Origin of the sequence: Pseudomonas sp. G34, from assembly GCF_031119625.1 — a bacterium.
Taxonomy (GTDB): Bacteria; Pseudomonadota; Gammaproteobacteria; order Pseudomonadales; family Pseudomonadaceae; genus Aquipseudomonas.
In genome coordinates this window covers 558,273-571,954 of record NZ_JAVHZV010000029.1, presented here as the reverse complement: position 1 = coordinate 571,954, position 13,682 = coordinate 558,273, and the positions used below count along the sequence as shown (strand labels likewise).

At 66.3% G+C, this 13,682-nt stretch carries 11 protein-coding genes and 1 pseudogene; 10 read left to right on the top strand and 2 right to left on the bottom strand.

Translation table 11 applies throughout. The features are described 5' to 3' along the window. Positions 1 to 5 precede the first annotated feature (5 nt). The 9 genes and pseudogenes from QYS36_RS21065 (at position 6) to QYS36_RS24090 (ending at position 10,267) form a co-directional block, all read left to right on the top strand. On the top strand, positions 6 to 665 hold the full coding sequence (locus QYS36_RS21065) for a bifunctional 4-hydroxy-2-oxoglutarate aldolase/2-dehydro-3-deoxy-phosphogluconate aldolase (protein ID WP_308841304.1): 660 nt from the start codon (positions 6 to 8) through the stop codon (positions 663 to 665). A gap of 97 nt (positions 666 to 762) precedes the next feature. Further along, positions 763 to 1,581, top strand: coding sequence for a shikimate 5-dehydrogenase (locus tag QYS36_RS21060; RefSeq protein WP_308841303.1), 819 nt, complete (start codon positions 763 to 765; stop codon positions 1,579 to 1,581). A 242-nt stretch (positions 1,582 to 1,823) separates the two neighbouring features. Next, positions 1,824 to 1,982, top strand: coding sequence for a DUF3309 family protein (locus tag QYS36_RS21055; protein ID WP_004373322.1), 159 nt, complete (start codon positions 1,824 to 1,826; stop codon positions 1,980 to 1,982). Between the two features lie 118 nt (positions 1,983 to 2,100). Beyond that, positions 2,101 to 3,114 carry a ligase-associated DNA damage response exonuclease gene (locus tag QYS36_RS21050; RefSeq protein WP_308841302.1) on the top strand — a complete coding sequence of 338 codons (1,014 nt, stop codon included), beginning with the start codon at positions 2,101 to 2,103 and terminating at the stop codon, positions 3,112 to 3,114. Beyond that, positions 3,111 to 4,850, top strand: coding sequence for an ATP-dependent DNA ligase (locus QYS36_RS21045; RefSeq protein ID WP_308841301.1), 1,740 nt, complete (start codon positions 3,111 to 3,113; stop codon positions 4,848 to 4,850). Before QYS36_RS21050 ends, QYS36_RS21045 begins: the two co-directional genes overlap by 4 nt. Next, complete coding sequence (locus QYS36_RS21040) at positions 4,847 to 7,420, top strand: ligase-associated DNA damage response DEXH box helicase (protein ID WP_308841300.1); 2,574 nt, start codon at positions 4,847 to 4,849, stop codon at positions 7,418 to 7,420. The genes QYS36_RS21045 and QYS36_RS21040 overlap by 4 nt, the downstream gene beginning before the upstream one ends. After that, entirely contained in the window at positions 7,417 to 8,076 is a 660-nt protein-coding gene (gene pdeM / locus QYS36_RS21035) for a ligase-associated DNA damage response endonuclease PdeM (RefSeq protein ID WP_308841299.1), read from the top strand. The genes QYS36_RS21040 and pdeM overlap by 4 nt, the downstream gene beginning before the upstream one ends. Positions 8,077 to 8,431: 355 nt before the next feature. Continuing rightward, positions 8,432 to 9,364 (top strand): annotated as a pseudogene (locus QYS36_RS24095) (methyl-accepting chemotaxis protein); the annotation flags it as partial. Between the two features lie 9 nt (positions 9,365 to 9,373). Beyond that, entirely contained in the window at positions 9,374 to 10,267 is an 894-nt protein-coding gene (locus tag QYS36_RS24090; protein ID WP_374990485.1) for a methyl-accepting chemotaxis protein, read from the top strand. Positions 10,268 to 10,554: 287 nt separating this feature from the next. Here the strand turns inward: QYS36_RS24090 and QYS36_RS21025 are convergent, their stop codons facing one another. Then, on the bottom strand, positions 10,555 to 11,337 hold the full coding sequence (locus QYS36_RS21025; RefSeq protein WP_308841297.1) for a hypothetical protein: 783 nt from the start codon (positions 11,335 to 11,337) through the stop codon (positions 10,555 to 10,557). 102 nt (positions 11,338 to 11,439) lie between these two features. Continuing rightward, the gene (locus QYS36_RS21020; protein ID WP_308841296.1) at positions 11,440 to 12,420 is read right to left on the bottom strand and encodes an alpha/beta fold hydrolase; all 981 of its coding nucleotides are present in this window, start codon (positions 12,418 to 12,420) and stop codon (positions 11,440 to 11,442) included. 164 nt (positions 12,421 to 12,584) lie between these two features. On the opposite strand from QYS36_RS21020, the gene aroC reads away from it, so the two are divergent. Beyond that, the gene (gene aroC / locus QYS36_RS21015; protein WP_308841295.1) at positions 12,585 to 13,676 is read left to right on the top strand and encodes a chorismate synthase; all 1,092 of its coding nucleotides are present in this window, start codon (positions 12,585 to 12,587) and stop codon (positions 13,674 to 13,676) included. Positions 13,677 to 13,682: the final 6 nt, after the last annotated feature.

Sequence of the window (13,682 nt, the reverse complement as noted above, 5' to 3'; positions counted from 1 at the left end):
ACAACATGACACAAGCCATCAGCCGCCCAGCCCCGACCATGGCGGAAAAGATCGAAAGCATTGACGCGCTTTGCGCCCGTGCGCGGATCATGCCGGTGATCACCATCGCCCGTGAGGAAGACATCCTGCCGCTGGCCGACGCCCTGGATGCCGGCGGCCTGCAGGTGCTGGAAATCACCTTGCGTTCGCCCCACGGGTTGACCGCCATCCGCCGCCTGCGTGAAGAGCGTCCGCACCTGTGCGTAGGTGCCGGCACGGTGCTCGACCGCCATATGCTGGCAGCGGTGGAAGAGGCCGGCGCGCAGTTCATCGTCAGCCCCGGCTCCACCGACGACCTGTTACGTGCAGCGCTGGAAAGCCCGGTGCCGATGTTGCCGGGCGTCGCCAGCGCCTCGGAGATCATGGTTGGCTACGCCCTGGGCTATCGCCGCTTCAAGCTGTTCCCGGCGGAAGTCTGTGGCGGCACCGCTGCGCTCAAGGCGCTGGGCGGCCCGTTTGGCGATATCCGTTTCTGCCCGACTGGTGGCGTCGGCCCGGCCAACGTGCAGCGTTACATGGCATTGCCCAACGTGATGTGCGTGGGTGGCAGCTGGATGCTCGACAGCAGCAAAGGCTGGGACGCCGTACGCCAGGCCAGCGCCGACGCGCTCGCCCTGCTGGACTGAGTGGCGGCCTGCATCCCGGTGCGGGCCTGTCCTGAACATCCCTGTCGCCGGCTCGATGCCTCTGTCGAACCGGCGTCGTCATTTCCGAGGTTCGCCAATGACCCTGCGCATCAGCAAAGACACTCGCCTGTGCATGTCGCTGTCCGGGCGGCCGGGTAATTTCGGCACGCGCTTCCAGAACTACCTGTACCGCGAGCTGGAACTGGATTACCTGTACAAGGCCTTCACCACCAGCGACCTGCCAGCCGCCATTGGCGGTATCCGCGCCCTTGGCGTGCGCGGCTGTGCGGTGTCGATGCCATTCAAGGAAGCCTGCATCGAGCACCTCGATGGCCTGCACGAGTCGGCGGCGACGCTGCAATCTGTCAATACCATCGTCGCCGACAATGGCCGCCTGACCGGCTACAACACCGATTACAGCGCGGTGGTGAGTCTGCTCGGCAAGCACGGCGTACCCAACGATACCCGCTATGCCTTGCGCGGCAGCGGCGGCATGGCCAAGGCAGTGGCCTGCGCGCTGCGTGACAGTGGCTTTGCCAGTGGCTGCATCGTTGCCCGTAACCCAATAGCGGGCAGGGCGCTGGCCGAGCAGTGCGGCGTGCAATGGCGCGAGGCGCTGGGCGACGAGCCGGCCGAGTTGCTGGTCAACGTCACGCCCCTGGGCATGCGCGGCGCCGAGGCCGACCAGCTGGCCTTCGACGAGAAGGCGGTCGCTGCCGCGCGCTGGGTATTCGACGTGGTCGCCGTGCCGGTGGAAACCCCGCTGATTCGCCTGGCCCGCTCGCTGGGCAAGCCGGTGATCACTGGCGGCGAAGTGATCGTGCTGCAGGCCGTCGAGCAATTCGTGCTGTACACCGGCGTGCGCCCCGATGACGAACTGATCGAACGGGCCGCACGCTTCGCCCTGGGCGAATAGCCCGGCTCGCCATTGCGTGGTGTTTGCCGGGCTCAGCTGGCCCGGCCATTTAAAGTTTGCACTTTCCGTTTCCCTGCCAAGTCGTAACAGAGGTAGGGCATGGCGCTGCGACGAGCGCTCTGCCAGACGCTGGCTTCGCCGCAGCGCCATGCCCTGCATCCGAACGGAACGCCTTACCCAGGCTTCCGATGCCAGGCGCGCCGCTAACCGGTGGCCGCCGACAGACAAGCAAGGAGATAGCCATGGGCTTGGGAACCATACTGCTGATCATTCTGATCCTGATGCTGATTGGTGCCATCCCGGCATGGCCGCACAGCCGCAGCTGGGGCTACGGGCCTACCGGCGGCCTGGGACTGGTGCTGGTCATCGTGCTGGTGCTGCTGTTACTGGGCTACATATGAGCCAGCGCCTGCATCGCTGATGCAGGCGCCACCGTTGGCGGCTCAAGCCGCTGACGGTGGCTCAGCTCCCGAACCACTCGCTACACCCCCCTCATTTCCAATTCCGGAGGTCGCCTGCTTGGATCTGGTGATTGCACGGCCCGAAGGCCTGTACTGTCCTCCCGGAGATTTCTATATCGACCCCTGGCGCCCCGTCGAGCGCGCCGTCATTACCCACGGCCATGGCGACCATGCTCGCACTGGCAGCGCCCATTACCTGGCCGCGGCGCCGGGCGAGGGCATCCTGCGTACGCGCCTGGGGCGCGACATCAACCTGCAGACCCTGGCCTACGGCGAGACCATCGACCACCACGGCGTGACCCTGAGTTTTCACCCCGCCGGGCATGTGCTGGGCTCGGCCCAGGTACGCCTGGAGTACCGCGGCGAAGTCTGGGTGGCCTCGGGCGACTACAAGGTCGAGCCGGATGGCACCTGTGCGCCGTTCGAGCCAGTGCGCTGCCATACCTTCATTACCGAATCGACCTTTGGCTTGCCGATCTACCGCTGGCAGCCCCAGGCGCAGATCTTCGCCGGCATCAACGACTGGTGGCGGCAGAACCACCAGGCCGGGCGGGCCAGCGTGCTGTTCTGCTACGCCTTCGGCAAGGCGCAGCGCATCCTGCATGGCATCGATGAAAGCATCGGGCCGATTCTCGGCCACGGCTCCATGGAGCCACTGCACCAGGTGTACCGCGATGCCGGCGTCTACCTGCCGCCAACGCGCTACGCCGGCGATGTGCCCAAGGGCGATCCGCTGCTGCGCCAGGCGTTGGTGCTGGCGCCGCCATCGGCCGGAGGCAGCAGCTGGATAAAGCGCTTTGGCGATTACAGCGATGCCTTCGCCAGCGGCTGGATGCTGCTGCGCGGCACCCGTCGGCGCCGCGGTGTGGATCGCGGCTTCGTGCTTTCCGATCACGCCGACTGGCCGGGGTTGCTGTGGGCCATCGAGCAGACCGGTGCCGAGCGGGTGATGGTCACCCATGGCTCGGTGAACATCCTGGTGCGCCACCTGCGCGAGCAGGGCCTGGATGCCCAGGCCTTCGATACCGAATACGGCGAGGAAGACGATGCCGCGGCGGAGCCTTCCACGTGATCGCCTTCGCGCAGCTGTATGCGCGCCTCGACGCCACCACCTCGAGCAATGCCAAGCTGGCTGCCCTGCAGGATTATCTTCGCGATGCCGAGCCGGCCGATGCGGCCTGGGCGGTGTACTTTCTCGCCGGCGGCCGGCCGCGCCAGTTGGTGCCGTCCCGGCAGTTGCGCGAGCTGGCCATGCAACGGGCCGGGCTGCCGGACTGGCTGTTCGAGGAAAGCTACTCGGCAGTCGGCGACCTGGCGGAGACCATCGCATTGCTGTTGCCCGAGGCCACTTCGACGTCTCAGGACGGCCTGGCCGTGTGGGTCGAGGAGAAGCTGCTGCCGCTGCGCGGGTTGCCGCCCGATGAACTGGCGATGCGCCTCGATGCGCTGTGGGCGCAGCTCGACCGGCAATCGTTGATGGTCAGCATCAAGCTGATCACCGGGGCCTTTCGCGTGGGTGTTTCCAAACTGCTGGTGACCCGCGCGTTGGCTGCAGTGGCCGAGGTCGATGCCAAGCGTGTCGCCCAGCGGCTGGTCGGCTATACCGACCTGTCGAACCGGCCCACGGCAGCCGCCTATGAACGGCTGATCGCCGCCGAATCGGATGACGAGCACGCTCAACGTGGCGGCCAGCCGTACCCGTTCTTTCTCGCTCACCCGCTGCAGCGCCCGCTGGAGGAATTCGCCGCCAGCCTGGGCTCGCCCGGCGACTGGTTGATCGAATGGAAGTGGGACGGCATTCGCGCCCAGATGGTCAAGCGCGACGGCCAGCTGTGGGTCTGGTCGCGGGGCGAGGAGCTGATCAGCGAGCGTTTTCCCGAGTTGCAGGAACTGGCCTCGCTGTTGCCGGACGGCACGGTGATCGACGGCGAACTGGTGGTCTGGCGACATGCGCCCGAGGCGACCGCCCAACAGGGTGAGTTGATGGCCCAGGCTGCCGATGAGCCGGCGGAGCGCCTCAACGATCAGGTCAAGGCCCAGCTCGAGCAGTTCGGTATCCAGCCGTTTGCCCTGTTGCAGCAACGTATCGGCCGCAAGACCCTGAGCCGCAAGCTGCTCGAAGAGGTGCCGGTGGCGGTGCTCGCCTACGACCTGCTGGAGTGGCAGGGCGAGGACTGGCGCAGCCGCCCGCAACAGCAACGCCGCGCGCAGATGGAGCAGGTGGTGGCCAGCTGCGCCAGCCCGCGGCTGATGCCGTCGCCGCTGCTGCACGGCGACAGCTGGCAGGCCCTGGCCCAACAGCGCGAGGCCTCACGCTCGCTGGGTGTCGAGGGCATGATGCTCAAGGGCCGCGAGGCGGCCTATGGCGTCGGGCGCAGCAAGGACGTCGGCGTCTGGTGGAAGTGGAAGATCGACCCGCTCAGCGTCGATGCGGTGTTGATCTACGCCCAGCGCGGCCATGGCCGCCGCGCCAGCCTGTACAGCGATTACACCTTTGCCGTGTGGGACGGGGCGCCAGGCGACCCCGAGCGGCGCCTGGTGCCCTTTGCCAAGGCCTACTCGGGGCTGACCGACGAGGAGATGCGCAAGGTGGATGCCATCGTGCGCAAGACCACGATGGAGAAATTCGGCCCGGTACGCAGCGTGACGCCGAGCCTGGTGTTCGAGTTGGGCTTCGAAGGCATCGCCCGCTCGCCGAGGCACAAGAGCGGCATTGCCGTGCGCTTTCCGCGCATGCTGCGCTGGCGCCACGACAAAGGCGTGGAGGAGGCCGATACCCTGGAGTTGCTGCAGGAACTGTTGCCATGAACCTGGCGGCTGGCTGGCTCAGGCGCAACGGCTGGAAAGCCTTCGATTTCCAGAAGGAGGTCTGGCAGGCGGTCGCCGATGGGCACAGCGGCTTGCTGCATGCCTCCACTGGCGCCGGTAAAACCTACGCGGTGTGGCTGGCCGCGCTCAATCGTTTCGCTGGCAAGGCCACGCCAAGAAAAGCCGCAGGCAGCAAACGAGCGCCGACAGCGGCACCTCTGACGGTATTGTGGATCACCCCGATGCGCGCCCTGGCAGCCGACACGCAACGTGCCCTGCAGGCGCCGGTCGATGGCCTGGAGCTGCCCTGGACGGTGGGCATGCGCACCGGCGACACCGGCAGCGCGGAGCGTCAGCGCCAGTCGCGGCGCCTGCCCACGGCCCTGGTGACCACCCCCGAAAGCCTGACCCTGCTGCTGACCGGCGCTGACGCCAAAGCGCAGTTCGCCCACGTCGGCATGCTGGTGGTGGACGAGTGGCACGAATTGCTCGGCAACAAGCGCGGGGTGCAGTTGCAGCTGGCCCTGGCGCGGCTGCGCCAGTGGCATCCGCAACTGATCGTCTGGGGCCTGTCGGCGACGCTGGGCAATCAGCCTCACGCCCTGCAGGTGTTGCTGCCCGACGGCAGCGGGCGCCTGGTGCGCGGCGAGCAGGGCGGTAAGCCGCGCATCGATACCCTGCTGCCGCCGGCGGTGGAGCGCTTTCCCTGGGCGGGTCACCTGGGCTTGCGCTTGCTGCCCCAGGTGGTCGAGGAGCTGGACAACAGCAGCGTCAGCCTGGTGTTCACCAACACCCGCTCGCAATCGGAACTCTGGTACCAGGCATTGCTCACGGCGCGCCCGGACTGGGCCGGGTTGATCGCCCTGCACCATGGCTCCCTGGCCCGCGAGGTGCGTGACTGGGTCGAAAGCGGGCTCAAGCAGGGCAAGCTCAAGGCGGTGGTGTGCACCTCCAGCCTGGATCTGGGGGTCGACTTCCTGCCGGTCGAGCGCGTGCTGCAGATCGGCTCGGCCAAGGGCGTTGCCCGCCTGTTGCAGCGCGCCGGGCGCTCCGGGCACGCGCCGGGGCGTACTTCCAGGGCCACCCTGGTGCCGACCCACGCGCTGGAATTGCTCGAAGCCGCGGCCCTGCAGGATGCGGTAGCGGCCGGGCGCATCGAGGCGCGTCAGTCCCCCCATCAGCCCCTCGACGTACTGGTTCAGCACCTGGTCAGCATGGCCCTGGGCGGGGGCTTCCGGCCTGACGAGCTGCTGCGCGAGATACGCAGCACCTGGGCCTACCGTGACCTCGATGAGGCGCAGTGGCGCTGGGCACTGGCCTTCGTGCGCCAGGGCGGCGAGTCGCTGAGTGCCTACCCGGATTATCAGCGCGTGGAGCCGGACGAAGAGGGCGTGTGGCGGGTGCCCAGTGCGCGCCTGGCGCGTCGCCATCGGATGAGCGTGGGCACCATCGTCAGCGATGCCAGCCTGACCGTGAAATGGTGGAGCAAGGGCGGCGGTGGCGGTTCGCTGGGCAGCGTCGAAGAGGGCTTTATCGCCCGCCTGCGTCCCGGCGACATATTCCTGTTTGGCGGCCGGCCACTGGAGCTGGTGCGGGTCGAGAACATGACCGCCTACGTCAAACGCAGCAATGCCAGCAAAGGCAGCGTGCCCCGCTGGAACGGCGGGCGCATGCCACTTTCCAGCGCACTGGCCGAAGCGCTGGTGGCGCGTTTTGGCGAAGCCGCCCAGGGCCGCTTCGAGGGGCCGGAGATGCGCCTGTTGCAGCCGCTGCTCGAGGTGCAGGCCAACTGGTCGGCATTGCCGGCGCCCGGCACCTTGCTGGCCGAGACCCTGCATTCGCGCGAAGGCTGGCACCTGTTTCTGTACCCCTTCGCTGGCCGTAACGTGCACCTGGGGCTGGCCAGCCTGTTGGCCTGGCGGCTCGGGCAACGGCAGCCGCTGAGTTTTTCCATCGCCGTCAACGATTACGGCCTGGAACTGTTGTGCCCCAGCGAGGTGGACTGGGCGCAGCTGCTCGATGATGAGCTGTTCAGTGATCACCAGCTGCTGCACGACGTGCTCGCCAGCCTGAATGCCGGGGAGCTGGCGCAGCGGCGTTTCCGCGAGATCGCGCGGATCGCCGGCCTGGTGTTCGGCGGTTATCCTGGCGCCGGCAAGAGCTTGCGCCAGGTGCAGGCCTCCAGTGGCCTGTTCTTCGACGTGTTTCGCCAATATGACCCGGGCAACCTGTTGCTCACCCAGGCCCATGACGAAGTGCTCAGCCAGGAACTGGATGTGCAGCTGCTGCGCCATACCCTGGCCGACATGCGCGCCGCACGCCTCAACCTGCATGCCTTGCGCCGCGCCACGCCGCTGGCTTTTCCATTGATGGTGGAGCGCTTCCGCGAGCGCCTCAGCTCGGAAAAACTCGCCGACCGCATCGCCCGTATGCTCGGCGAACTGGAGCGCGCCGCCGGGCCCGGGCCGCAGGTGCCGGGCGCACCGCTGGTGGAAGTCGAACCACCGATCCGCCGTGGCGAGCGCAAGCGCAAGGATGGTCGGCCGAGGCGCAAGGCCGGGTCGCCATGAGCGCACCTCACTTGGCGGTGGACATTGCCGGAGAAACCCTGTGGCTGCTGGCCGACAAGGCCCTGTACTGGCCGGCCAGGCAGGCGCTGCTGATCGCCGATGCGCACTTCGGCAAGGCCGCCACCTACCGGCTGCTCGGCCAGCCGGTTCCCCAGGGCACCACGGCGCGCAACCTGCAACGCCTCGACCAGCTGCTGCACGACTATCCCACCCGCCAGCTGATCTTTCTTGGCGACTTCCTGCACGCCAGGCCGGCCCGCAGCGGCAGCACCCTGGCCGCCTTGCAGGCCTGGCGAGCTCGCCATGCCGACCTGCAGATTTTGCTGGTGCGTGGCAACCATGATCGCAGCGCGGGCGATCCGCCTGCCGAGTTGGGTATCGAGGTGGTGGGCGAGCCCTGGCCAATGGGGCCGTTCGCGCTGTGTCACGAAGTGCTGGATTGCCCGGGCCGGCATGTGTTGGCCGGGCACCTGCATCCGGTCTTCGTGCTGCGTGGGCGCGGGCGGGACCGGCTGCGCATGCCATGCTTCAGCATCGAGCCGGCGGTGACCCTGCTGCCGGCCTTTGGCGAATTCACCGGTGGCATGGCGATCGAGGGGTCGATCAAACGGGCCATCTACGGCGCCCTGGACGGCGCGGTGTGGCGATTGGCCTGACTGGCCGTGCGACAGATCGTCACCCCTGAAGTAGCCGGAATACTGACGGATCGTCTTTCTTTCGCGCTATATCGTTGAACAATCTTGCTTTGTCTCCTACTGCAAACGGCAACCGCTCGCCTGCACCGGCACCGACCGACTGAAACGATTCATTCGCCTCTAGTTATTTGCGATCTGGCCGATAGAATGCGTGCCGCTCAAAAAACAGCTCGGTCCAATAATAATTTTCCAGCTGCCTGAACTCGGTTACACATTGGAGAATTATTATATGAACAGCTGGTTTTCGAACATCAGTGTCACCTTGAAACTTGCCTTGGGCTTCGGCCTCGTGCTCGCCCTTACCTGTGTACTCGCCCTGACCGGCTGGACCAGCCTGGGCAGCCTCATTCAACGCAGCGACTGGACGGCCGACATCGCGCGTCTGAACGACACGCTGACCGATCTGCGCGTTACTCGCCTGCAATACATGCTGGCCAACGGCGACGAGCAAATCGCCGAAACCGTGCAGAAGTCCCTCGACGGCTTCAAGGCCCAGCACGGCGAGGTACTGTCGTCGTTCAAGAGCCCGGCAAACGTGCGCCTGCTGCAAGAGCAGGGCGTGCAGATCGATGCCTATCAGGCGTCGTTGAACAAGATGCGCAGCGGCTACCGCGCCGCCAACCAAGCGCGTCAGGAAATGACTCATCATGCTGTTGCCGCCGGCCAGGCCATGGAAGAGATCAGCGCTGCAGTCATGGCGCTGCCTCCTTATGAGGAGGACCGTGCAGCCCAGTTTCAGGCCATCACCAAGGCCAAGGAAAACTGGCAATTGGTGCGCTACAACGTGCGCGGTTATACCAACACGCCGACGGCCGAGGCTGAACGTACCGCTATGGCGCAGATCGACAAGACCATCCAGGAGCTGCAAGCGTTCCGGCAGATGTTCGCGGCCGACCATAGTCAGCGGGTCAATCTGGTCACCACTGGGCTGGATAATTACCGTGCTGCGGTCATGGCCTTCAAGGCTGCCACCGAGACCATCGCCGTGGCGCGCAAGGAGCTCACCGAGGAAGGTTACGAGATCGTGCGTATCAGCAAGGAGCTGACCGCCATCCAGATGGAACGCCGCGACAGCGAAACCGCATCGGCCCGCACGCTGCAGCTGAGCACCACATTGATCGCGCTGCTGGTCGGTATCCTGGCCGCCTGGCTGATCACCCGCCAGATCACCCGTCCGCTGCAGGAAACCCTGGTGGCCGTCGAGCGCATCGCCGGTGGCGACCTGAGCCAGACCCTGCAGGTCACCCGCCGCGACGAGATGGGCGTGCTGCAACAGGGCATTCAGCGCATGGGCAGCACCCTGCGTGAACTGATCGGTGGCATCCGCGACGGCGTCACCCAGATCGCCAGCGCCGCCGAGGAGCTGTCGGCCGTTACCGAGCAGACCAGCGCCGGGGTCAACAGCCAGAAGGTGGAAACCGATCAGGTGGCCACCGCCATGCACGAGATGTCCGCCACCGTACAGGAAGTCGCGCGCAACGCCGCCGACGCCTCGCGCGCTGCTGCCGACGCCGACCGTGAAGCCAACGACGGCGACCGGGTGGTCGGCGAGGCCATCGCGCAGATCGAACGCCTGGCTGCCGAAGTGACCCGTTCCACCGAAGCAATGAGCCATCTGCAGCAGGAGAGCAACAAGATCGGCAGCGTGATGGACGTGATCAAGGCGGTGGCCGAGCAGACCAACCTGCTGGCCCTCAACGCCGCCATCGAAGCCGCGCGCGCTGGCGAGGCCGGTCGTGGTTTCGCCGTGGTCGCCGACGAAGTGCGTGGCCTGGCCCAGCGCACGCAGAAATCCACCGAGGAGATCGAGGAGCTGGTCGCCGGTCTGCAGCATGGTACCCAGCAGGTGGCCAACATCATGCACAGCAGCCGCGAACTGACCGACAGCAGCGTCGAGCTGACGCGCAAGGCCGGTGGTTCGCTGGAAAGCATCACCCGCACGGTGTCCAACATCCAGTCGATGAACCAGCAGATCGCCGCCGCTGCCGAGCAGCAGAGTGCGGTGGCCGAGGAGATCAGCCGCAGCGTGATCAACGTGCGCGACATCTCCGAGCAGACCGCTGCCGCCAGCGAGGAAACCGCCGCCTCCAGCGTCGAGCTGGCGCGCCTGGGCAGCCAGCTGCAACAGATGGTCAGCCACTTCCGCGTCTGATCGGCAGGCTTAACTGGAAAACGAAAGGCCGTGGCTTGCAGGAGCTACGGCCTTTTTCGTTGTTGGCAGCAACGGCGACGTGGTGATGGTTTAGAGCCTGTTCACGATCTTTTTAGGTGCATAAACTGGCTGCAATAAGGCAGAAGCAGACGTAGGGTGGATGACGCTCTTTTCATCCACCATTGCGATCGCAGAGCGGTGGACGGATGAGGCGTCGTCCACCCTACGACAGGCTCACCGGCCGCTTCCGCCACTTTGCAGTCAAAAAAGAGGTCGTGAAGAGGCGCTTAGTGGGTCGCGATCCAGATCAGCAGGCCGGCCTGGAACAGACAGAAGGCCACCAGGCAGGCGATGGTGAAGCGCAGGCCGCCATCCTCGCGCTTGAACTGCTCCAGACGCTCACGTTGTTTGCGTAACTGCGCATCCTGCTCCTGCAGGTTCTGGTCGGCCAACTGCAGCATCTGCGCGGCATCCAGCTGCTCGATGAACTGCACTTTTTCGGCGTTCCAGTCACTGTGCAGGGCACTGAGCCGCGAGGCAGCGTACTGCGCCTTGAGCTGATTCTCCTGGTAGTCGACGCTGAAGCCCTGGGCTTTGAGGCAGTGATCACGGCGCGCGCGGGCTTCGTCGTTGAGCGCGTCGCGGCTGGGCAGTGGGCCGCTTTCCAGGCTGTAATGGGCGCAGTGCTGCTTGGCCCAGGCCGCCGCCTGGGCCAGCAGAAAACGGCCAAGCCCGCGGTTCTGCGGCTCCACGCTCAGGCCACTGTCGGGACCGAAGCGCGCTTCCTTGGTGCGGTGGTCGAGCCACAGCTCCAGCACGTTCTGTTCCTTGCGCAGTTTCTGCCCGGGCAGTTGCAGGCTCAGGCGCAGCAGGCTCTGCTCCTTGCTGTGCCGCTCCACGCGGCCGAACTGCAGGAAACGCAGGGGCCGCGCGCCAGTGTGGCGGTCGACAGGCAGGGGCGACAGGCGCAGCAGGCGAAAATGCTCCGGGCCCAGATTGGCCCAGGGATGGGATGGCGCGGGCTGTTCACCTTGTTGCGCGACCACCGCGCTGGTGTCGCTGTCGGTCATCTGGCGTTCCTCGAGAAGCCGCCCTGCAGCGACAGGGCGGAGTGGACAGCGTCACCATCCCGACAGGCAGCCAGCGGCGTCGCAGCAGGTCATGGATGGGGTCTAGGGGTTATCGGCCGCCTTGGCGGTCTCTGTAGCCGGCAGCCCTTTGATAAAGCGCGCCAGGCCTGTGGTCAGGGCGCGGGCCAGGGGCAGATCCGGGTTGTTATAGGACGCCAGCTGCGCCTCCATGTCCAGCGGCACGATGCGCAGCACGTGGTTCATGCCGCTGACGATCTGCAGCTCGGCTCGCGGGTTGGCAGCCTGCAGCGCCTCGGCGTCGCGCACGCTGACCTGGATGTCGTGATCGCCCTGCAGGATCAGCGCCGGGGCTTTCACCTGGGCAAAGGCCGCCGCCGGATCCTGGCGGAACAGGGAAATCAGGTAGGGCTGTACGCTGGTGCGAAACAGCACGGTCAGCTCATCCGACACCTGCGCCACCTGGCGGCCTTCATGCAGGGCTTCGAGCAGCGCCTCGGCCTCGCCACGCAGGCGCGGCGGCAGGCGGTTGCGCAGTTGCTCGCGCAGCAGTTGATCGATAGGCCGCGCACTGCCGGCGATCGACACCAGGGCATCGGCGCCCGAGCCGTTGGCTGCCAGGGTGGCGATCAGCGCGCCTTCGCTGTGGCCGACCAGAATGATCTGGCTGAAGCGCTTGTCCCCGCGCAATTGCTGCACCCAGGCCACCACGTCGGCCACGTAGCGCTCCACGCTCAGGTCGCTTTCGTGTGGTGTGGCGGCAAAGCTGGCGGCGATACCGCGCTTGTCGTAACGCACGCTGGCGATGCCTTGCTGGGCCAGTGCCTGGGCCAGTTTGCGGTGGGCGTCGTTATGCCCGCCGCCCGGGTTGTTGCCGTTGCGGTCGGTCGGCCCGGACCCAGCCACCAGCAGCACCACCGGAACCGGCTCGTTGCGCTGGGGCAGAACCAGCGAGCCTTCCAGCACACCCTGGCCGGTATCCAGGCTGACCGGTTCACGCAGGATGGGGGCAGCCTGAACCAGGCCAGTGAAGAGAGAGAGGGTCAAAAGCAAGGCTCGCAGCATGATGGTGACGGGTCTGTGATGGGCTCTGTTGGACGCTGGCAATTGGCCAAAGGTTCGCACGCGGGTGATCTCGGCGCTTGGCTGGGAGTATACTCAGCGGCTTTCTCTATGGGCCTGCCTTTTCGCCGCAGGTTGCAGATCGAACGTCTCTGGAGTCTCGCGCAATGTCCGGCAATACCTTCGGCAAGCTGTTCACCGTCACTACGGCAGGCGAGAGCCATGGCCCGGCGCTGGTCGCCATCGTCGACGGCTGCCCGCCCGGCCTGGAGATCGCCCTGGACGACCTGCAGCGTGACCTGGATCGCCGCAAGCCCGGCACCAGCCGTCACACCACCCAGCGCCAGGAAGCCGACGAGGTGGAAATCCTCTCCGGGGTGTTCGAGGGCAAGACCACCGGTTGTGCCATTGGCCTGTTGATCCGCAATACCGACCAGAAGTCCAAGGACTACTCGGCGATCAAGGACCTGTTCCGCCCGGCCCATGCCGACTACACCTACCACCATAAATACGGCGTTCGCGACTACCGTGGCGGCGGCCGCAGCTCGGCCCGGGAAACCGCCATGCGCGTGGCGGCCGGCGCCATCGCCAAGAAGTACCTGGCCAGCCAGGGTATCGTCGTCCGCGGCTACATGAGCCAGCTGGGCCCCATCGAAATCCCCTTCAAGACCTGGGATTCGGTGGAGGAGAACGCCTTCTTCAGCCCCGATCCGGACAAGGTGCCGGAGCTGGAGGCGTACATGGATCAGCTTCGCCGCGACCAGGATTCGGTCGGCGCGAAGATCACCGTGGTCGCCGAAGGGGTGATGCCGGGCCTGGGCGAGCCGATCTTCGACCGCCTGGACGCCGAGCTGGCCCATGCGCTGATGAGCATCAACGCGGTCAAGGGCGTGGAAATCGGTGATGGCTTCGCTTCGGTGGCCCAGCGCGGCACCGAGCACCGCGACGAGCTGACGCCTGCCGGCTTCGTGTCCAACCATGCCGGCGGCATTCTCGGTGGCATTTCCAGCGGCCAGCCGATCGTCGCTCATCTGGCGCTCAAACCGACCTCCAGCATCACCACGCCGGGGCGCTCCATCGATGTCGATGGCAACCCGGCGGACGTGATCACCAAGGGTCGCCACGACCCTTGCGTCGGCATCCGCGCCACGCCGATCGCCGAAGCGATGATGGCCATCGTGCTGATGGATCACCTGCTGCGCCACCGCGGGCAGAACGCCGATGTGCGGGTGACTACGCCGGTACTGCCGCAGCGTTGAGCGAGC

Bases quoted from the DNA above. Each gene is read 5' to 3' on its own strand.
- QYS36_RS21055 (WP_004373322.1), top strand. From the start codon at position 1,824: ATGGGCTTGGGAACCATACTGCTGATCATTCTGATCCTGATGCTGATT.
- QYS36_RS21040 (WP_308841300.1), top strand. From the start codon at position 4,847: ATGAACCTGGCGGCTGGCTGGCTCAGGCGCAACGGCTGGAAAGCCTTC.
- QYS36_RS21020 (WP_308841296.1), bottom strand. From the start codon at position 12,420: ATGCTGCGAGCCTTGCTTTTGACCCTCTCTCTCTTCACTGGCCTGGTT.
- QYS36_RS21065 (WP_308841304.1), top strand. From the start codon at position 6: ATGACACAAGCCATCAGCCGCCCAGCCCCGACCATGGCGGAAAAGATC.
- pdeM (WP_308841299.1), top strand. From the start codon at position 7,417: ATGAGCGCACCTCACTTGGCGGTGGACATTGCCGGAGAAACCCTGTGG.
- QYS36_RS24090 (WP_374990485.1), top strand. From the start codon at position 9,374: ATGGGCGTGCTGCAACAGGGCATTCAGCGCATGGGCAGCACCCTGCGT.
- QYS36_RS21025 (WP_308841297.1), bottom strand. From the start codon at position 11,337: ATGACCGACAGCGACACCAGCGCGGTGGTCGCGCAACAAGGTGAACAG.
- QYS36_RS21060 (WP_308841303.1), top strand. From the start codon at position 763: ATGACCCTGCGCATCAGCAAAGACACTCGCCTGTGCATGTCGCTGTCC.
- aroC (WP_308841295.1), top strand. From the start codon at position 12,585: ATGTCCGGCAATACCTTCGGCAAGCTGTTCACCGTCACTACGGCAGGC.